Genomic DNA, 19,177 nt, shown 5'->3' on the forward strand with positions numbered 1-19,177 from the left:
CGTCCTGTGCTTCGGGGGTGACCGAACGGGCATCACGGGGATGCGTACGCGATTGGAGGAGTGGTGACCGAGGGGGAGCTGCCGGACGATCTGACGCCTGCCGAGGCCGGCATGTGGCAGGCGTTCCGCAACGGCAGCGTGTACGACCTGAGCAGCGGCGACGCGGTCGTCGACGATCCGCACGGCGGGCACCCCTGGGGGCCCGAGCGGACCGTGCGGGCCCGCATCGTGTGCTGGCTGCTGCTGGACGGACCGCCCGCGCTGGCCGGCCGGGTGTCGTCGCTGAAGCTGGCCGGTGTGCAGATCAGCGGCCCGCTGGACCTGGCGGGCGGCATCGTGGTGCCGTACGTGGAGCTGAAGGGCTGCCGGTTCGAGCGGGACGTCCTGCTGCCGGAGGCCCGCTTCACCACCATGCGGATGGTGGACTGCTCGGTGCCGCGCCTGGAGGCGGCCCGCGTCCACACCGAGGGCGATCTGCATCTGCCCCGCTGCCGGTTCCACAACGGCGTACGGCTCACCGACGCCCACATCGGCACCGATCTGCTGCTCAACCAGGCGATCGTCTACCGGGACCGCAGCGGCCGTTCGATCGCCGCCGACGGCATGACCGTGGGCCAGGATCTCCAGGCCGAGCTCCTCGAGTCGCACGGCGAGCTGAGTCTGCGCAGCGCCAAGGTCGGCGTCTCGCTGAGTCTGCGCGGCGCGAAGCTGGCCAACCCGTACACGCGCCTCGCGCTCAACGCCCCGCAGCTGACGGTCGGGCGCTCGATGTACCTGACCCCGGCGGGCATCGGCAGCCCGCTGCTGAGCGGGGCGACCCCGGCGCAGGGCACCCGCATCCAGCGCTTCACCTGCGAGGGCGGGCTGCGCCTGGACGACGGTCGGTTCGGGGACGCGGTCGACTTCGAGCAGGCCCGCTTCACCCTCACCGACGACCAGGAGCTGTCGCTGCGCCGCATCCAGACGCCCGAGCTGCGCTTCCTCGGGAAGGCTCCGGCGCGCGGCATGGTCGTGCTGTCGGGGGCGCGGGTGGTGAACCTGATGGACCGCACGGACAGCTGGCCGGGCCCGGGCCGTCTCCACATGGGCGGCTTCGGCTACGAGAACCTGGTGCCCAGAGGTCCGTTCCCGCTGGAGGAGCGGCTGGCCTGGGTGGCCGCGGCGACCGCCGAGTACAACCCGGAGCCGTACGAGCGCCTCGCGACCGTGCTGCGGGCCGGCGGCGAGGACGAGGACGCGCGCGAGGTGCTGCTCGCCAAGCAGCGCCGCCGCCGCGAGACCCTGCCGCCGGCCGCCAAGCTGTGGGGGTACGCGCAGGACTGGACGGTCGCCTACGGCTACCGGCCCGGGCGCGCCCTGGTGTGGATGGCGCTGCTGTGGGCGGCGGGCTCGCTGGCCTTCGCGCACGCCGCCCATCCGCCGCTCAAGGGCGGCGAGGTCCCGCACTGGAACGCGACCCTGTTCGCCCTCGACCTGCTCCTGCCGGTCATCGACCTGGGCCAGGTCGGCTTCTGGCAACTGCGCGGCGGCTGGCAGTGGCTGGCGGCTGCGATGATCCTGCTGGGCTGGATCCTCGCGACGACCGTGGCGGCGGGGGCGACGAGGCTGCTGAGACGCAACTAGGGCCTGTCCGGCGGATCATGCCGCAGACGCGGGGGCTGGCACGCCGGCCTGCGGCGTTGTCGTCGGTTGCCGACGCTCCGCGTCGCCGCCCTCCTCCGCCTTGCACTCCGACGCGCCAGCCCCCGCTCACCGGCGTCGATGAGGCGCCGCGGCTTTCCTGCGACCTGATCCGCCGGACAGGCCCTAGGCCCGTGTGCCGCGAGTGACGGGTGCACAGCGATCGAACAGTTGTTGAACAGTAACCTTTTTACCGGCTCTTGACCGGACGGCGTACAACTTTCCTCACATTGCCGAGAACCTCTGGCGCTTCCCCGACCTGCGGCTTTTCAATGGTCGACACCATGGCTCTACTGCCCCCGTTCGTCCGCGCCTCCCGGACGGCCAGGACCGTCGAGCACCCGCCTGTCGCGCTGCCGGCCGACGACGAGGTGCTCCTCGACGCGCCCGACGACCTGCTCGGCCCCGCCCTCGTGGCCGCGGGGCAGGGATCGTACGAGGTCGCGGCCACCCTGCTCGCCACGACCCGCGCGAGCGGCGCCTGGGAGAACCGCGACCGGTACGTCGTACGCCTGGCGTCCTTCGCGTGCGCGCGCCCCGAGTGGTTCGACGCCTGGCGTACGGCCGCCCCGCACGACCCGGACCTGCTGGTGCTCGGCGCCCAGCTCGCCGTGACCCGCGCCTGGCCCTCGCCCGCCAGGGCGGAACTGCTGCGCGAGGTGAGCCCGCTGATCACGGCCGCCGCCCGCGGGGACGACCGGGATCCGGTGCCGTGGCGGATAGCGCTGGACCACGCGCACGGCTCGAACGCCGGGCACAAGTACTTCGAGGAGCTGTGGGAGGCGGCGATCCGCCGCGCGCCCCACCACTACGGCTGCCACGCCGCCGCCCTGCGCTACCTCGCCGACTCCTGGCACGGCTCGCACCACGAGTGCCTCGACTTCGCGGAGACCGCCGCGCAGGACGCCCCCGCCGACTCCCTCGTCCAGGCCCTGCCGACCCGCGCGGTGCTCGCCTATCTGACCGACGGCTGCGGCCCGGACATACCCCGGGCCCGGCTGGACGCGGCGGCCGACCGGGCGATCGCGCTGTCGGCGCGGTTCCCGGCGGCGGACCCGTGGCCGGCCGAGATGCGCAACAAGCTGACGTACGTCCTCTCGTTGCTGGACCGCCGGCCGGAAGCCCTGGAGCAACTGCGCCGGATCGGCCCGTACGCGACCTCGTTCCCCTGGGAGCTGGTCTCCGACGACCCGCTGGGCCGGTTCCTGGAACTGCGGGAGGAACTCCGCCTCAGGTCGGCCTCCGGGCATCCACGGAGTGGGCACCGAGGACGTGCACACTCCCGCGACCATTAGGCTTTTGCGCCGTGACCACCGTCCGGCTCCCGCTCTTCCCCCTGAACTCGGTACTGTTCCCGGGGTTGGTGCTCCCGTTGAATGTCTTCGAGGGGCGCTATCGCGCCATGATGCGCGACCTTCTGAAAACCCCCGAGGACGAACCGCGCCGCTTCGCCGTCGTCGCCATCCGCGACGGCCACGAGGTGGCGGCGAGTGAACCGGGCATGCCCGATCCCACGTCCGCGCCCGAGCGCGGCCCGGCGGCGGGCTTCGGCACCGAGCCGCTCAAGGCGTTCCACGGCACCGGCTGCATCGCGGACGCGGCGACGATCAGGGAGCGGGCCGACGGCACGTTCGAGGTCCTGGCGACCGGCACGACCCGCGTGAAGCTGGTGTCCGTCGACGCGTCGGGGCCCTACCTCGTCGCGGAGCTGGAGGAGCTCCCGGAGGAGCGGGGCGAGGAGGCGGGCGCCCTGGCCGAAGGGGTCCTGAGGGCCTTCCGCTCGTATCAGAAACGCCTGGCGGGCGCCCGTGAACGCTCGCTCACCTCCGGCTCGGAACTGCCGGACGAACCGGCGGTCGTCTCCTACCTGGTGGCGGCGGCGATGATGCTCGACACCCCGACCAAACAGCGCCTCCTCCAGGCCCCGGACACCGCGTCCCGGCTGCGCGACGAGCTGAAACTCCTTCGCACCGAGACGGCGATCATCCGTAACCTGCCGTCGTTGCCCGCGTCCGATCTGACGCGCGGCCCGACGAGTCTGAACTGAGGCCGGGGGACGACGACCGATGGCGAAGAAGTCGAAGAAGCAGGCGCAGCAGCAGGGCGGCACCCCCGCGACGGTGGCGCTGACGGCGGCGGGAGTGGAGTACACCGTCCACGCCTACGACCATGACCCGAGCCACCCCTCCTACGGCGAGGAGGCGGCCGAGGCGATGGGCGTGTCCCCCGAGCGCGTCTTCAAGACCCTCGTGGCGGACGTGGACGGCACGCTGACGGTGGCCGTGGTCCCGGTGGCGGGCCAGCTGGATCTGAAGGCGCTGGCGGCGGCGGTCAACGGCAAGCGGGCCGCGATGGCCGACCCGACGCTCGCCGAACGCACCACGGGCTACGTCCGAGGCGGCATCTCCCCGTTGGGCCAGCGCAAGAAGCTCCCCACGGTCCTGGACGCCTCCGCCACCACCCACCCCACGATCTGCATCTCGGCGGGCCGCAGAGGCCTGGAGGTCGAGCTGTCCCCCGAGGACCTGACGAAGCTCACGGAAGCGGTACTGGCCCCCATCGGCCGCGCCTGACCTCTCGACGCGGGTCCGTTCCTCGGTTAAGTACGAGGAACATGTCGAAAAAAACGCGAAAGCGAAAGTGGCGCATCAAGAAGGGCCGCTCAAACCACGGCAGGCGCCCGGCGTAGCCCTTCCTGCCTCTCCGCCCCAGCTGCGGGCAGTCGTGCCGCTGGGGCGGCACGGGTGGGCGCAGCGGCATCCCGCAAGCGCGGGCGAGCGAGACCCACCCCCGGCCAGCCCCCACCCAGGGCACCCGACGAACTACGCCTGCGGCTTCGCCCCGTACGGCCCCGCCCCGTACGGCACCTCAGGGTCCCGCGGCCCGAAGAGCCCCGTAAGCCCGAGGTGCACCACCAGCGCCCCCAACGACCACGCCAGCAACGCCCCCTTCGCGCCCAACTTCAGCGGCGCCGAGAACGTCACCCCCTTGCCCACGGACTTCGCGTGAGCCAGCACATCCTGCGCGGGCCCGAGCCAGATCCCGACCCGCCACGCGAGCAGCGACCCGAGCAGCCCCCCGACCCCGAGCGCCACCACCAGCGGCACACCCCCACGCCGCCGCAGCAGAAACACCACGAACGCGCTCACGACACCGAACGCGAGCCCGAGCAGCGTGAACGTTCCGTCGACGCCGATCGCCTGCTCCCCCTCGGTGTCCTTGAGGTAGACGACCCAGCGCTTCTCGACGATGTCCCCGACCAGCGGCACATGCGGGGCCAGCCACCACCACAGCACCCCGAGCAGCAGCCCGGCCAGCGCCGACGCCACCGCGATCACGGCGGCTTCCCGCAGTTCGGTCTTCATTCCAGGGCCGTCCTGTTCGTACAGGCTTCCGGGCCCACCGGCACCGTACGGCGGCGGCGCCTGCCAGGCCTGGTGCGGAGACGGGTCGCTCGGCGGCGGAGGAGGAGTCAGCGGTGCGGTCACCCTGACATCGTGCCAGGCCCGTCTGTGCGGCGCGTCACCGGACGGCCGCCCGACGATACGCCCAGGTGGCGACGCCCAGCGAGAAGACCCCGACCGCCCCGCAGACGGCCAGGTCGCCGAGGACGAACGCCCAGTCGGGATGCGGCCCGAAGGTCCGCGCGAAGGCTTCGACGCCGTACGTCGAGGGCAGCAGATCCCGCAGGAACCGCACCCCCTCCGGCATCCGGTCGGCCGGCAGCACACCCAGCAGGAGCGCCGCGGACATGCCCAACTGACCGAGCACCGTAGCCAGTTCCGGCCGCGGCGCGAGCAGCCCGAAGGCCGCCCCGAGCCCGGCCAGCGCGGCCCCGGCGAGCGGGATCACCGCGACGAGCACCCACAGATGCGCCATCGGCAGCCCGAACAGCACGCAGCCGAACACGGCCGTCACGACGGTCCCCGGCACGGTGAAGGAGGCGTACGCCCCCGCCGCCCCGAGCACCACAGCGGCGGGCGGCACCGGCAGGGTCGCGTAGTGGTCCAGGCCCCCGCTCGCCCGCAGCTGCCCGAAGTACTGGGCGAGCAGGTTGAGCGCGACGAAGGCCACGACGAGCACCGCCGAGCCCGCGACCACGGCCTGCGCCTCGGCCCCGCCGTCCACGACCCCGCGCATCAGGATCATGATCCCGACGGACTGGAAGGTCGCCACGAACAGCAGCGGGATGCGCGCGACCCGGGCCCGCGACAGCTGGGCCCGGTAGACGGCCACGAGCGCCGGCCACAGCCGCGCACGCGGCCCGAGCTCGGCCACGTCCCGGTCCGTCTCCTCGACGGCCAGGGCGCCGCCCGGCAGCACCTCGGCGGGTACGACACTCACGTGGCGCTGCTCCCTTTCACCAACGGGGTCACTGAGGGGGATCTGTCGGCGAACGCGTTCGCCCCGTTCCCTCTCCGTACGGATGCTACGGCCCGCTCACTCAAGCCCGACTCAAGAGCCTTCCAAGCGTTCACGCCTTCACCAGCCCCTGCCGGGCCGCGCCGCCCAGCGCCAGATAGACGTCCTCCAGGCTGGGCGTGGCCAGCGTGAAGTCGTCGAGGGCGGCGAAGGCGGCCCCGCCGGTGACGGTGGCGACGACCGCGCGCGCCTCCTCGGGGGCGAGCCGGAGCGTCCAGCGCCGTCCGGCCTCGACGGCCCGGTCGTGCAGCGCGGCGACCTCGGGGACGTGCAGCGGGGCGGCCTCGCGCCACACGAGGTCGACCCGGACCTCCCCGGCGACCTGCTCCTTGAGCCCGACGGGGGTGTCGCAGGCGATCACCCGCCCGCGGTCGAGGACCGCGACCCGGTCGAGCACGGTCTCGGCCTCGATGACGTTGTGGGTGACGAGCAGCACGGTCGTCCCGCGCTCGGCCCGCCGCCGGTCCACGGCCGCCCACACGGCCCGCCGGGCCACCGGGTCCATGCCGGTGGTCGGCTCGTCGAGCACCAGCAGCGACCGCTCCCCGACCAGCGCGGCGGCGAAGCACGCGAGCCGCCGCTGCCCGCCGGACAGCTTCTTGATCGCCCGCCCGGCGAGCGACGTGAGCCCGAGTTCGTCGAGTACGGCGTCCCGCTCGGCCCGCGCCGCACGCGCCTCCAGGCCGCGCAGCCGTCCGGTGGTCTCGGCGGCCAGCGACACGGTGAGTTCGTCGAGGGCGGTGGACTCCTGGCCGAGGTAGGCGAGGATGCGCGCGGCCCGCTCCGGGTGGCGCACGATGTCGTGCCCGAGGATCTCCACGCTGCCACTGTCGGGCCGCATCAGACCGGTCATCTGCCGTACGAGGGTGGACTTGCCGGCGCCGTTCGGGCCGAGCAGCCCGAAGATCTCACCGCGGCGGACGTCGAGCCGTACGTCGTCGGTGGCCCGCACCTCGGGCGTCGCGGGAACGCCGCGTCTGCCGCGTACCGCGGGATAGGTCTTGGTCAGTCCGCGCACGGCGCACACGACGTCGCCGCCCTGCCGAATAGCCTGTCCCGCGCGCGTACTCACAAGGGACGAGACTACGGGGTCGACAAGCTCCGCCCGCCCTTGGGGGCGGGGTATGTGCCGTTTCACTCCCCCGCGGGCGCGTGCTCGGCGGACGTGCGGACGTCGATCTCGCGCCAGAACCCGGCCCGGATGGCATACCGGTCGTGCTCGTCGATCTGGTCGTCCTTGTGGGCGAGCAGTCCGAAGCGGGCGGCGTAGCGCAGCAGCTCACCGTCGATGCGGTGCGGGACGCGCGGGTACATGCCCGACAGCTTCTGCAGCTGGCCCTGGTCGCCGAGCCGCTCCATCCAGCGCCGGGCGAAGACCTGCCCCACCTCGTAGGGGTCGCCGCCGACGGTCGTGATGTCCTCCTCGCGGTCGGCCCAGCGCTGCTCGGCGGTGGTGAGCTGGGCGAGCGTGGGCATGGAGGCGACCTCGGGCGGTTCGGCGGCGCCGCCGGGCCGGTCGACCCAGCCCTTGTCGGAGGACCAGCGCAGGGTCGCGTTGGCGGGGTGCTGGGGCTGGACGCCGGGGGCACGCAGGGCGGCGAGGTCCTTGGGGGTGGGCACGCCCTTGGGCGCGGGCACCCGCTCCTGGGTGCCGTTCTCCGCGGCGGGGGCGTGCTCGCCCTCCTCGGCGGAGCGCTCTGCGGCGGCGGCGAGCGCGGACTCGGGCAGCGGCGCGGACAGGATCGCGGCGATCTCGGGGCGCGGCGCGGGCGGCGGTGCGCAGATCCCGCCGAGATCCTTGGCGCGGACGGCCTTGGTGATCCACGTCCGGTCCAGGACGCGCCGTTCGTCGGCCTCGGCGACGAGGTCCTCGGACTGGTTGTAGTCGCCGTCGGCGGCCTGCACGGCCCACAGGTGTACGGCGACGCCGTGCTCCTTGGCGGCCATCATGCCGGGCAGCAGGTCGCCGTCGCCGGTGACGAGGACGATGTCGGAGCAGGCGCGGTTGCGGGCCAGCTCGGTGAGTTCGGCGTGCATGGCGGCGTCGACGCCCTTCTGCGCCCAGCGTCCGTCGCTGCGGGTCAGGGCGCCGAGCCGGACGGTGACGCGGGGCATGACCCGCAGGCGGCGGTGTTCCGGCTGGGGGACGCGGTCGGGGGCGCCGTCGAACCAGTAGATGCGCAGCAGCGGCCGTTCCGTGTCCGACTCCGCGCGTTCGCGCAGGCCCTGGATGAGGGCGGCGTGATCCACGGTGATGCGGGAGCGGGAGGGCTCTCCGGCGAGGAGACTGGCCGCCGCCCCCAGCAGATACCCGGCGTCCACCAGGACGATGCAGCGGTCCACGCGACTCACCCTCTTCCCGGGAGGTTTGCTTCGGGCTTCCTTCGAGTCTGCCCGACCGCGCGGAGGTTAACGGCCGGAACTCGATCTTCGGCGTGGCGTTTCGAGGCATCGCCGAGCGACAGCCCTTGTCACACACGGTAATTATCCGAAATGCGTTCTTTGTCAGCCTATGTGAATCTGGTCGCGGCCCTGGCCCCTAGATCCCCCTCAGGAGGCAGATCACCATGGCCAAGAACAAGAACCGTGACCGTAAGCAGCCGCAGTCCGAGCGTGGTCAGCAGCAGGCCCAGCAGTCCTCGATGGAGGCGCAGGCCGAGCAGCGCATGACCCAGGTGACTCCGGGTGACATGGCCCGCAAGGGCAAGCAGAAGCGCTTCGGTCACAACTGACATCTGCATAACGGGTTGTCGAGACCCACGGGTCCTTGAGACCCAGGCACACAGAGAGGGCGCGTCCGGACCCCCGGATGCGCCCTCTCGACGTGTACGCGTACGGCTAACCGGCCAGGCAGGACGGGCCGAGCAGGACCTTCAGGTCGCCGAAGAGCGCCGGGTCCGGCTTGACCCGGTGCCGGTCGAGGCGCAGCACCGTGGTCCTGGTCGGGCCCTGGAGCTTGATCCGGACCTCGCTCTCGCCCTTGTGGTGACTGAGGATCTCGCCGAGGCGGCTGACCATCGGCGGGGTGACCCTGGTTGCCGGGATGGTGAGGATCACGGGGGCGTTGGTGCCCGCGTTGGACAGGTCGGGGACCTGGAGTTCCATCGCGACGAGGCGGGGGACGTCCTCGCGCTTGTCGAGGCGGCCCTTGACGAACACGACGGCGTCCTCGACGAGTTGGGTCGACACCAGCTGGTAGGTCGCCGGGAAGAACATGCACTCGATGGAGCCGGCGAGGTCCTCGACGGTGGCGATCGCCCAGGCGTTGCCCTGCTTGGTCATCTTGCGCTGGAGGCCCGAGATGATGCCGCCGATGGTGACGACCGCGCCGTCCGCGTGCTCACCTCCGGTGAGCTGGGCGATGCCCGCGTCGGCCTTGTCGGACAGCACGTGCTCCAGGCCGAAGAGCGGGTGGTCGGAGACGTAGAGACCGAGCATCTCCCGCTCCTGGGCGAGCAGATAGGCCTTGTCCCACTCGTCGGTGGTGAACTCGACGTCGAGTCCGAAGCCGGGCTCGCTGGTCTCCTCCTCGCCCATGCCGCCGAAGAGGTCGAACTGGCCCTCGGCCTCCTTGCGCTTGACCTGCACCACGTTGTCGATCATCGGCTCGAAGTGCGCGGTGAGGCCCTTGCGGGTGTGCCCCATGGTGTCGAAGGCGCCCGCCTTGATCAGCGACTCCGTGGTGCGCTTGTTGCAGGCGACCGCCTCGACCTTGTCGAGGTAGTCGGGGAAGGAGGCGTACTTCCCCTTGGCCTTGCGGCTCCTGATGATCGACTCGACCACGTTGGTACCGACGTTGCGCACCGCTTCGAGGCCGAAGAGGATCACGTCGTCGCCCTGGGCGGCGAAGTTGTGCACCGACTCGTTCACGTTCGGCGGGAGCACCTTGATGCCCATGCGCCGGCACTCGTTGAGGTAGATCGCGGACTTGTCCTTGTCGTCCTTGACCGAGGTGAGCAGTCCGGCCATGTACTCGGCGGGGTGGTTCGCCTTGAGGTAGGCGGTCCAGTACGAGACCAGGCCGTACGCGGCGGAGTGCGCCTTGTTGAACGCGTAGCCGGCGAACGGGACCAGGACGTCCCACAGGGCCTGGATGGCCTCGTCGCTGTAGCCGTTCTTCTGGGCACCCGCCTGGAAGATGGTGAAGTTCTTGGCCAGTTCCTCGGGCTTCTTCTTGCCCATCACGCGGCGGAGGATGTCGGCCTCGCCGAGCGAGTACCCGGCGATGATCTGGGCGGCCTTCTGCACCTGCTCCTGGTAGACGATCAGGCCGTAGGTGACGTCCAGGACCTCCCTGAGCGGCTCCTCCAGCTCGGGGTGGATCGGGGTGATCTCCTGGAGCTTGTTCTTGCGCAGCGCGTAGTTGGTGTGCGAGTCCATGCCCATCGGGCCCGGCCGGTACAGGGCCGACACGGCGGAGATGTCCTCGAAGTTGTCGGGCTTCATCAGGCGCAGCAGGGAGCGCATGGGGCCGCCGTCGAACTGGAAGACGCCGAGCGTCTCACCGCGCTGGAGGAGTTCGAAGGTCTTGGGGTCGTCCAGCGGCAGGGCCAGCAGGTCGAGGTCGATGCCCTTGTTGGACTTCACCATCTTGACGGCGTCGTCCATGATCGTCAGGTTGCGCAGGCCGAGGAAGTCCATCTTCAGCAGGCCGAGCGACTCGCACTGCGGATAGTCCCACTGCGTGATGGTCACGCCGTCGGTGTGCCGCACCCAGATCGGGGCGTGGTCGACGATGGGTTCGCTGGACATGATCACGCCGGCCGCGTGCACACCCATCTGCCGGACCAGGCCCTCGACGCCCTTGGCGGTGTCGATGACCTTCTTCACGTCCGGTTCGTTCTCGTACATCGCGCGGATCTCGCCGGCCTCGCTGTAGCGCGGGTGCGAGGGGTTGGTGATGCCGTCGAGGTCGATGCCCTTGCCGAGGACGTCGGCGGGCATGGCCTTGGTGAGGCGGTCGCCCATCGCGTACGGGTAGCCCAGCACGCGCGCGGAGTCCTTGATCGCGTTCTTGGCCTTGATCTTGCCGTAGGTGCCGATCATGGCGACCTTGTCGGAGCCGTACTTCTCCGTCACGTACCTGATCACCTCGACGCGCCGACGCTCGTCGAAGTCGATGTCGACGTCGGGCATGGAGATGCGCTCGGGGTTGAGGAACCGCTCGAAGATCAGGCCGTGCGGGATCGGGTCGAGGTCGGTGATGCCCATGGCGTAGGCGACGATGGAACCGGCCGCGGAGCCTCGGCCCGGGCCGACCGCGATGCCCTGCTTCTTGGCCCACATGATGAAGTCGGCGACCACGAGGAAGTAGCCCGGGAAGCCCATCGAGATGATGGTGTCCATCTCGTACTCGACCTGCTTCATGCGGTCGTCCGGGATGCCGTCCGGGAAGCGGCGGGCCATGCCGCGCATGGTCTCCTCGCGGAACCAGGTGACCTCGGTGTAGCCCTCGGGGATGTCGAACTTCGGCATGAGGTTCTTGGCCTCGAACATGCCGGCGGTGTCGACCTGCTCGGCGACCAGGAGGGTGTTGCGGCAGCCCTCCTGCCAGGCGTCGGAGGAGTCGACGGCGTACATCTCGTCCGTGGACTTCAGGTAGTAGCCGGTGCCGTCGAACTTGAAGCGGTCCGGGTCGGAGAGGTTTTTGCCGGTCTGGATGCACAGCAGCGCGTCGTGGGCCGTCGCCTCGTGCGCGTACGTGTAGTGCGAGTCGTTCGTCACCAGCGGCGGGATGCCGAGCTTCCTGCCGATCTCCAGCAGGCCGTCACGGACCCGGTGCTCGATCTCGATGCCGTGGTCCATCAGCTCCAGGAAGTAGCGGTCCTTGCCGAAGATGTCCTGGTACTCGGCGGCCGACTTCAGGGCCTCGTCGAACTGGCCGAGGCGCAGCCGGGTCTGGAGCTCGCCGGAGGGGCAGCCGGTGGAGGCGATGAGGCCCTCGGACCACTGGGAGATGGTCTCCTTGTCCATCCGGGGCCACTTCTGCAGCCAGCCCTCGGCGTAGGCGTCCGAGGACAGCTTGAAGAGGTTGTGCAGGCCCGTCGCGTTCGCCGCCCAGATCGTCTTGTGGGTGTAACCACCCGAACCGGAGACGTCGTCCCGCTTCTGGTGGGGCTGGCCCCACTGGATCTTGCGCTTGTTGCGCCGGGACTCGGGGGCGACATAGGCCTCGATGCCGATGATCGGCGTGACCCCGGCCTTCTTCGCGGTGTGGAAGAAGTCGTACGCCCCGTGGAGGTTGCCGTGGTCGGACATGGCGATATGGGTCATGCCCATCTCGTTGCACGCGTCGAACATGTCCTTCAGCCGCGCGGCACCGTCCAGCAGGGAGTACTGGGTGTGGACGTGCAGGTGCGTGAACGGCGGCTTCGACACGGTTTGGCCTCCAGGGAAAACAGTCGGCGACGGCTGGCGCACAGTTCGGGGGACAGCTCGGAAGTCTATGCCTCGGCACTGACACTCCGGGGCCCGCCCCGCGTACCTTCACAGCGAGGGATTCCGTGGGCACTTTCGTCCGCTCCCGCCCGTTGAGACGACAGAAACGCTGTCGTACACATGCACCAGGAGGCACCCAGCGATGTCGGTACCGCAGCTCAACGACGAGCCTCGCGGCGAGGAGATCCTCGCCGTCTTCGACACCGCGTTCGGCGAGCTCCTGGCCGCCGACCCGGCCGCGTTCCGCGTGAAGTTCCGCAAGATGGCAGCCTCGGCGTTCGCCTTCTACCGGGGTACGGCGTGCCTGTTCTACAACGACCTCGAAGCGGACAAGCGAGGCGGCCCGTACCTGGACGAGCGCACCTCGCGCGTGTGGATCCACGGCGACCTGCACGCCGAGAACTTCGGCACGTACATGGACGCCAACGGCCGACTGATCTTCAACGTCAACGACTTCGACGAGGCCTACGTCGGCCCCTTCACCTGGGACCTCAAGCGCTTCTCCGCCTCCATCGCCCTCATCGGGTACGCGAAGGCACTCAGCGACGAGCAGATCACCGAGCTGGTGCGGGTGTACGCGGGCGCGTACCGCGAGCGCATCCACGCGCTGGCGACCGGCGCCAAGAGCGACGAGGTGCCGCCCTTCACCCTGGACACCGCCGAGGGCCCGCTCCTGGACGCGCTGCGCGACGCCCGCTCGCTGACCCGCTTCGGGCTGCTCGAGTCGATGACGGAGATCCGTGACTTCGAGCGCCGCTTCGCCCCGGGCGGCGGCTCCATCGAGCTGGACGCGGCCACGCGCTACAAGGTGCTGGCGGCCTTCGACGGCTACCTGGAGACCCTGCCGGAGACCTCGCTGGCCCGCCCGGACTCCTACCGGGTGAAGGACGTCGTCGGCCGGCGCGGGATCGGCATCGGCTCGGCGGGGCTCCCGTCGTACAACATCCTCCTGGAGGGCCACAGCGACGCGTTGGAGAACGACGTCGTGATCTACATCAAGCAGGCCCAGACCCCGGCCGTCTCCCGGCACATCACCGACCCGGCGATCCGCGGCTACTTCCAGCACGAGGGCCACCGCACGGTGATCTCCCAGCGCGCCCTCCAGGCGCACGCCGACCCGTGGCTGGGCTGGACCGAGCTGGACGGGGCGGGGCAGCTGGTCGCCGAGGTCTCGCCGTACGCGGTGGACCTGGACTGGAGCGACATCGACGACACGGAGGAGATCGCGGCGGTCGTCGCCGACCTCGGCCGGGCGACGGCCACCATGCACGCGGCGGCGGACGACCAGTCCGGCGAGTCCCTGGTGCCGTTCTCCACCGAGCGGGCCATCGACGCGGCGATCGCGGCGGACGAGGACGGCTTCGCGGAGCTCCTGGTCTCCTTCGCGCACGACTACGGCGCACGCGCGCGTACCGACCACCAGATCTTCGTCGACCTGTTCCGCAACGGCCGGATCCCGGGTCTGTAGCGCGCCTCCCTGTGGGATCGATAACGATAGGACCGCTCACAGGGACTTTTTAGGGGTCCCTTACGGGCCCGCGTGACACACTCTCTCCGCTATGGACATATCCGGGACCCAGCTACGAGCGCTCCGCGCGGCGCTGTTCACGGCACTCGTCGTGACGCTCAGCACCGCGTCGCACGTGCTGCTGTCCCGGGCCCCGCTCCCGCTGAACACGGTGGCCCTGGTCGCGGCCGCCGTGTTCGCCGTGGCGTACGCGCTGGCCGGCCGGGAGCGGAGCTTCGGCCGGATCGCCGCCCTGCTGGTCCCGCTGGAGCTGGCCGCGGACACGGCCCTCACCACCGGGCAGCACGTCTGTTACGGCGCCGCGGGCGGCCCCGTCGCGGGACCGCTGCGCTCGGTCGGCTGGGACGTGTTCTGCGGTGACGGCACCAGCGTCGGCAGCCCTCTGGCCCGCGTCACGGGCACCGACACCGACCGTCTCGCGACCCTTCTCGCCCACGCCGACCCGCAGGCCGCCTGGCTGCTGCTCGGCGCGCACATCGGCGTCGGTCTGCTGGCCGCCGGCTGGCTGCGCCGCGGCGAGCGGGCGCTGGCCCAGCTGCTCGGCGCGGTGACGGCGACGACGTTCCGCCCGCTGCTGCTGGCGGTCGCCGCGGTCGCGGTCCGTCGCACCCCGGCGCCGCGCCGCCCGCGACACCCCGGTCGCCGTACGGCCACCGCGCGCGACCGGATCCTCGTGCACTCCCTGGGACGGCGTGGACCGCCGTGCTCGGTCGCTTTCGCCTGACCCACCCGAACAGCACCGAGCACCACCACTCCCTCTTACGTATCCGCACACGACGTGTGCGCGTCCCCTTACGGAGATCACCCATGAGCAAGCGGAACAGCCAGGCGGCGAAGACGGCGGCGCGCGAGCGTCTGCGCCAGGAACGCGAGCGCCAGGCCAAGCGCGACAAGATCAAGCGGCAGGTCATCGTCGCCTGCTCCATAGTGGGCGTCCTCGCGATAGCCGGAGGCATCGGCTACGCCGTCGTCCAGAACAACAAGCCCGGCTACTGGGAAGACGCCAAGAACGACAAGCTCGTCAAGCCGGCCAACACCACCGGCACGAACGGCACGACCGTCGTCATCGGCAAGAGCAGCGCCAAGAAGACCCTCGTCATGTACGAGGACTCGCGCTGCCCGGTCTGCGCCCAGTTCGAGCAGACGGTCGGCCCGACCGTGAAGAAGGACCTCGACGCCGGCAAGTTCAAGATCCAGTACGTCGGCGCCACCTTCCTGGACGACAAGCTGACCGGCGAGGGCTCCAAGAACGCCCTCAGCGCGCTCGGCGCCGCGCTCAACGTCAGCCCCGAGGCCTTCCTCGAGTACAAGACCGCGCTGTACTCGACGAAGTGGCACCCCGAGGAGACCGACGACAAGTTCAAGGACGACGCCTACCTCATCAAGATCGCCAACACGGTCGACGCCCTGAAGAACAACAAGCAGTTCCAGAAGGACGTGAAGGACGGCACCTACGACAGGTGGGCGCTGGAGGAGTCCAAGGTCTTCGACAAGGCCGGCGTGGGCGGCACCCCGACCCTGCAGATGGACGGCAAGAACCTGACCGGCTCCGACGGCGAGAGCGCGCCGATGACGGTGGCCGAGTTCAACACCGCGCTCGAGGCGGCCCTGAAGGCCTGATCCAGGCCTTCGGTCAAAGAGCGGGCGAACTTTCACCGGTTCGCCCGCTCTCGTTCATACCGATCAGTAACCTGATCGGTCGTGACCAGTAGACACAGAGCATCCGAGCGCCTCAACTCCCTGGCGCCACGCCGCCGTACGGTCGTCAAGGCCGCCGCCGCCACCGCGGGCGCCGTCCTCGTCGCGACCCCCTTCCCCGCCGGCGCCGCCGACGAGGCCCCCGCCTTCCTGCACGGCGTCGCCTCCGGCGACCCGCTTCCCGACGGCATCCTGCTGTGGACCCGGGTGACCCCCGTGGCCGCGGCGATACCCGGCTCCGGGCTCGGCCCGGACACCGAGGTGAGCTGGATCGTCGCCCTGGACAAGGCGTTCACGAACATCGTCGCCAAGGGCTCGGTCACCGCGACCGCCGCCTCCGACCACACCGTCAAGGCCGACGTGCGCGGCCTCGCCCCCGCCACGCACTACTGGTTCCGTTTCTCCGCGGGCGGCACCGACTCCCCGGCGGCGCGCACCCGCACCGCGCCGGCGGCGGACGCGGCCGTCACGAACCTCCGCTTCGGCGTGGTCTCCTGCGCCAACTGGGAGGCCGGCTACTTCGCGTCGTACCGCCATCTCGCGGCCCGCGGCGACCTGGACGCCTGGCTCCATCTGGGCGACTACATCTACGAGTACGGCACCGGCGAGTACGGCACGCGCGACACCGTCGTACGGCAGCACGCGCCGACCCACGAGATCCTCAGCCTCGCCGACTACCGCGTCCGGCACGGGAAGTACAAGACCGACGCCGACCTTCAGGCGCTGCACGCGGTGGCCCCGGTCGTCGCGATCTGGGACGACCACGAGTTCGCCAACGACGCCTGGTCGGGCGGGGCGGAGAACCACACCGAGGGCGCGGAGGGCGCCTGGGCCGCGCGCCAGGCGGCCGCCAAGCAGGCGTACTTCGAGTGGATGCCGGTGCGCCCGGCGATCGCGGGGACGACCTACCGTCGGCTGCGCTTCGGCAAGCTGGTCGACCTGTCCCTCCTCGACCTGCGATCCTTCCGTTCGCAGCAGGTCTCCGTCGGGAACGGCTCGGTCGACGACCCGGACCGCACCCTCACCGGGCGGGCCCAACTGGACTGGCTGAAGGCGGGACTGAAGTCCTCCGACACCACCTGGCGGCTGGTCGGCAACTCGGTGATGATCTCGCCCTTCGCGATCGGCTCGCTCTCCGCCGACCTGCTCAAGCCGCTCGCCAAGCTGCTGGGCCTGCCGCAGGAGGGCCTCGCCCTCAACACCGACCAGTGGGACGGCTACACGGACGACCGCCGTGAACTCCTGGCCCATCTGCGCTCGAACGCCATCCGCAACACCGTGTTCCTGACCGGTGACATCCACATGGCGTGGGCCAACGACGTGCCGGTGGACGCCGGTACGTACCCGCTGTCGGCCTCGGCCGCGACCGAGTTCGTCGTCACCTCGGTGACCTCGGACAACCTCGACGACCTCGTGAAGGTCCCCGAGGGCACGGTCTCCGCGGTCGCCGCGCCGATCATCAAGCTGGCCAACCGGCATGTCCACTGGGTCGACACCGATCGCCACGGCTACGGCGTCCTGGACATCACCGCCGACCGCGCGCAGATGGACTACTACGTCCTGTCCGACAAGACGAAGGCCAACGCGACCTCGTCCTGGGCCCGTTCATACCGCACGAAGTCCGGCACGCAGAAGGTCGAACGGACTTACGACCCCGTGTAGTCAGGTTCCAGCCAACGGCGAGGGGCGCGGCCCGTGTTCGTATACGGCCGCGCCCCTTGGCCGGTCAGAAGGTGATCGGAAGGCATTTACAGGCTGGGCATGTACACGTAATCTCCGGGCGGCGGCCAGGAAGACCCCTGCGTCCGCTCTCCCCAACGCATCCGCTAGGAGTCAGAATGCGTGCGCTCGCCCGGATATCCCCCACTATGCGCAGACGCCTTCTCGGCACGGCCGTTGTGGCCGGAACCCTGATGCTCACCCCGTTGTCGGCACCCACCGGAATCGCCGCGGCCCAGACTCCGGCCGCCGACTGCGCCGACACGGACACCCACGCGGCGGCCCGCGAGTCCCGCCCGGGCAGCGGCGAACACGTCGCCGAGCCCAACGAGGTCACCGCCGCCAAGGCCCAGGCGATGAACGCCGACCTCAAGGCCAAGCTCGACAAGCTGCCGAAGTCCGGCAGCCGCAGCCTCGCCGCCGCGGCCTCCACCAGCATCCCGGTGTACTTCCACGTCATCCACGACGGCGCCACCGGCAACCTCAGCTCGTCCGCCATCACCGCCCAGATGAACGTCCTGAACGCGGCCTACGCCGGCCAGGGCACCGGAAACGTCGACTCCGGCTACCAGTTCACGCTGGCCGGCACGGACTACACCGACAACGCCACCTGGTACAACGTCGGTTCCGGCTCCGCGGCGGAGAAGGCGATGAAGACCGCCCTGCGCAAGGGCGGCGCGAACGCGCTCAACATCTACACCGCCAACCTCGGCGGCGGCCTCCTCGGCTGGGCCACCTTCCCCAGCTCCTACAAGTCCAGCCCGTCCATGGACGGTGTCGTCATCCTCGACACGTCCCTGCCCGGCGGCTCGGCGACCAACTACAACGAGGGCGACACCGCCACCCACGAGGTCGGCCACTGGATGGGGCTGTACCACACCTTCCAGGGCGGCTGTAACGGCAACGGCGACTACGTCAGCGACACCCCGGCCGAGAAGAGCGCGGCCTACGAGTGCCCGACCGGCCGCGACAGCTGCACCAACAAGACCGGCGTCGACCCGATCCACAACTTCATGGACTACACGTACGACAACTGCATGTACCAGTTCACCTCGGGCCAGGTGACGCGCATGCAGCAGAGCTTCGCGGCCTACCGCGCAGGCTGACCTAGAGCGAGTCGAGGAAACCGAGCGCCACCCGCCAGGTGGCCTCGGCGGCCTCCTCGTCGTAGTCGGGCAGGTCGGGGTCGGTGTAGAGGTGGCCGGCCCCGGCGTACCGGTAGATCTCCACGTCCGCGCCGGCGCGGCCCATCTGGAGATACCAGGAACTCAGCCAGTCGTCCGTCTCGAACTGGTCCGGCTCGGCGACATGCAGCTGGACCGGCAGCTCGTCCACGGCCGCGTTGGCCGCGATGTCCGAGGTGCCGTGCAGAAGCAGCAGCCCGCGCGCCTTGTCGTCGCCGAGAGCGAGGGTCTGCGCGACGGAGGCGCCGAACGAGAACCCGGCGTAGACGAGCCCCCGCTCCGAATAGGGCGCGGCGGCCAGCACGGCACGCTTCAGCAGCTCGTCCTTGCCGAGGCTGTCCTTGAACTCCATGCCCTCCTCGACCGTCTCGAACGTGCTGCCCTCGAAGAGGTCCGGCGTCCAGACCTGGTGTCCGGCGGCGCGCAGCCGGTCCGCCGCCGCGCGCACCGCGGGCCGCAGACCGTACGTCGAGTGAAAGAGCATGATGTTCATGAGCCCCATCGTGCC

At 70.5% G+C, this 19,177-nt stretch carries 16 protein-coding genes; 10 read left to right on the forward strand and 6 right to left on the reverse strand.

Annotated elements, in window-relative coordinates:
• The first annotated feature begins 60 nt into the window (after window positions 1-60).
• The 4 genes from ACIHIX_RS23615 to ybaK all read left to right on the forward strand — a co-directional run bounded on the left by ACIHIX_RS23615 (window position 61) and on the right by ybaK (window position 4,253).
• Complete coding sequence (locus ACIHIX_RS23615; RefSeq protein WP_399959227.1) at window positions 61-1,623, forward strand: oxidoreductase; 1,563 nt, start codon at window positions 61-63, stop codon at window positions 1,621-1,623.
• A 329-nt stretch (window positions 1,624-1,952) separates the two neighbouring features.
• On the forward strand, window positions 1,953-2,975 hold the full coding sequence (locus ACIHIX_RS23620) for a hypothetical protein (RefSeq protein WP_399959229.1): 1,023 nt from the start codon (window positions 1,953-1,955) through the stop codon (window positions 2,973-2,975).
• A gap of 11 nt (window positions 2,976-2,986) precedes the next feature.
• Window positions 2,987-3,727, forward strand: coding sequence for an LON peptidase substrate-binding domain-containing protein (locus ACIHIX_RS23625; protein ID WP_399959231.1), 741 nt, complete (start codon window positions 2,987-2,989; stop codon window positions 3,725-3,727).
• 19 nt (window positions 3,728-3,746) lie between these two features.
• Window positions 3,747-4,253: a Cys-tRNA(Pro) deacylase gene (gene ybaK, locus ACIHIX_RS23630; RefSeq protein ID WP_399959233.1), complete on the forward strand. Its 507-nt coding sequence runs from the start codon at window positions 3,747-3,749 to the stop codon at window positions 4,251-4,253.
• Window positions 4,254-4,502: 249 nt separating this feature from the next.
• Here the strand turns inward: ybaK and ACIHIX_RS23635 are convergent, their stop codons facing one another.
• The 4 genes from ACIHIX_RS23635 to ACIHIX_RS23650 form a co-directional block, all read right to left on the reverse strand.
• Window positions 4,503-5,168, reverse strand: a complete 666-nt coding sequence (locus tag ACIHIX_RS23635) for an AAA family ATPase (protein ID WP_399959235.1) — start codon at window positions 5,166-5,168, stop codon at window positions 4,503-4,505.
• Between the two features lie 34 nt (window positions 5,169-5,202).
• Complete coding sequence (locus ACIHIX_RS23640) at window positions 5,203-6,024, reverse strand: ABC transporter permease (protein ID WP_399959237.1); 822 nt, start codon at window positions 6,022-6,024, stop codon at window positions 5,203-5,205.
• 130 nt (window positions 6,025-6,154) lie between these two features.
• Window positions 6,155-7,129: an ABC transporter ATP-binding protein gene (locus ACIHIX_RS23645; RefSeq protein WP_399959429.1), complete on the reverse strand. Its 975-nt coding sequence runs from the start codon at window positions 7,127-7,129 to the stop codon at window positions 6,155-6,157.
• A gap of 107 nt (window positions 7,130-7,236) precedes the next feature.
• Window positions 7,237-8,445, reverse strand: a complete 1,209-nt coding sequence (locus ACIHIX_RS23650) for an NYN domain-containing protein (protein ID WP_399959239.1) — start codon at window positions 8,443-8,445, stop codon at window positions 7,237-7,239.
• 224 nt (window positions 8,446-8,669) lie between these two features.
• Here ACIHIX_RS23650 and ACIHIX_RS23655 point away from each other — a divergent pair, with 224 nt between their 5' ends.
• Window positions 8,670-8,834, forward strand: a complete 165-nt coding sequence (locus ACIHIX_RS23655) for a hypothetical protein (RefSeq protein ID WP_165951132.1) — start codon at window positions 8,670-8,672, stop codon at window positions 8,832-8,834.
• 106 nt (window positions 8,835-8,940) lie between these two features.
• Here ACIHIX_RS23655 and dnaE read toward each other — a convergent pair whose 3' ends face one another.
• Window positions 8,941-12,480 carry a DNA polymerase III subunit alpha gene (gene dnaE, locus ACIHIX_RS23660; RefSeq protein ID WP_399959241.1) on the reverse strand — a complete coding sequence of 1,180 codons (3,540 nt, stop codon included), beginning with the start codon at window positions 12,478-12,480 and terminating at the stop codon, window positions 8,941-8,943.
• A 202-nt stretch (window positions 12,481-12,682) separates the two neighbouring features.
• On the opposite strand from dnaE, the gene ACIHIX_RS23665 reads away from it, so the two are divergent.
• The 5 genes from ACIHIX_RS23665 (at window position 12,683) to ACIHIX_RS23685 (ending at window position 18,591) form a co-directional block, all read left to right on the forward strand.
• Window positions 12,683-14,008, forward strand: a complete 1,326-nt coding sequence (locus ACIHIX_RS23665) for a DUF2252 domain-containing protein (protein WP_399959243.1) — start codon at window positions 12,683-12,685, stop codon at window positions 14,006-14,008.
• 91 nt (window positions 14,009-14,099) lie between these two features.
• Window positions 14,100-14,792, forward strand: a complete 693-nt coding sequence (locus ACIHIX_RS23670; protein ID WP_399959244.1) for a hypothetical protein — start codon at window positions 14,100-14,102, stop codon at window positions 14,790-14,792.
• Window positions 14,793-14,875: 83 nt separating this feature from the next.
• Window positions 14,876-15,688, forward strand: coding sequence for a DsbA family protein (locus ACIHIX_RS23675; RefSeq protein WP_399959246.1), 813 nt, complete (start codon window positions 14,876-14,878; stop codon window positions 15,686-15,688).
• Between the two features lie 81 nt (window positions 15,689-15,769).
• Window positions 15,770-17,428, forward strand: coding sequence for an alkaline phosphatase D family protein (locus ACIHIX_RS23680; protein ID WP_399959248.1), 1,659 nt, complete (start codon window positions 15,770-15,772; stop codon window positions 17,426-17,428).
• 176 nt (window positions 17,429-17,604) lie between these two features.
• Window positions 17,605-18,591 (forward strand): zinc metalloprotease, encoded by a 987-nt coding sequence (locus ACIHIX_RS23685; RefSeq protein ID WP_399959250.1) that lies wholly within the window; start codon window positions 17,605-17,607, stop codon window positions 18,589-18,591.
• A gap of 1 nt (window position 18,592) precedes the next feature.
• Here ACIHIX_RS23685 and ACIHIX_RS23690 read toward each other — a convergent pair whose 3' ends face one another.
• Window positions 18,593-19,162 carry a dienelactone hydrolase family protein gene (locus tag ACIHIX_RS23690; protein ID WP_399959252.1) on the reverse strand — a complete coding sequence of 190 codons (570 nt, stop codon included), beginning with the start codon at window positions 19,160-19,162 and terminating at the stop codon, window positions 18,593-18,595.
• Window positions 19,163-19,177: the final 15 nt, after the last annotated feature.

Origin of the sequence: Streptomyces sp. NPDC051913 (assembly GCF_044593635.1) — a bacterium.
Taxonomy (GTDB): Bacteria; Actinomycetota; Actinomycetes; order Streptomycetales; family Streptomycetaceae; genus Streptomyces.

Coding starts and splice junctions, on each gene's coding strand:
- ybaK (WP_399959233.1), top strand. CDS start 3,747: ATGGCGAAGAAGTCGAAGAAGCAGGCGCAGCAGCAGGGCGGCACCCCC.
- ACIHIX_RS23655 (WP_165951132.1), top strand. CDS start 8,670: ATGGCCAAGAACAAGAACCGTGACCGTAAGCAGCCGCAGTCCGAGCGT.
- ACIHIX_RS23690 (WP_399959252.1), bottom strand. CDS start 19,162: ATGAACATCATGCTCTTTCACTCGACGTACGGTCTGCGGCCCGCGGTG.
- ACIHIX_RS23665 (WP_399959243.1), top strand. CDS start 12,683: ATGTCGGTACCGCAGCTCAACGACGAGCCTCGCGGCGAGGAGATCCTC.
- ACIHIX_RS23685 (WP_399959250.1), top strand. CDS start 17,605: ATGCGTGCGCTCGCCCGGATATCCCCCACTATGCGCAGACGCCTTCTC.
- ACIHIX_RS23670 (WP_399959244.1), top strand. CDS start 14,100: ATGGACATATCCGGGACCCAGCTACGAGCGCTCCGCGCGGCGCTGTTC.
- ACIHIX_RS23620 (WP_399959229.1), top strand. CDS start 1,953: ATGGTCGACACCATGGCTCTACTGCCCCCGTTCGTCCGCGCCTCCCGG.
- ACIHIX_RS23675 (WP_399959246.1), top strand. CDS start 14,876: ATGAGCAAGCGGAACAGCCAGGCGGCGAAGACGGCGGCGCGCGAGCGT.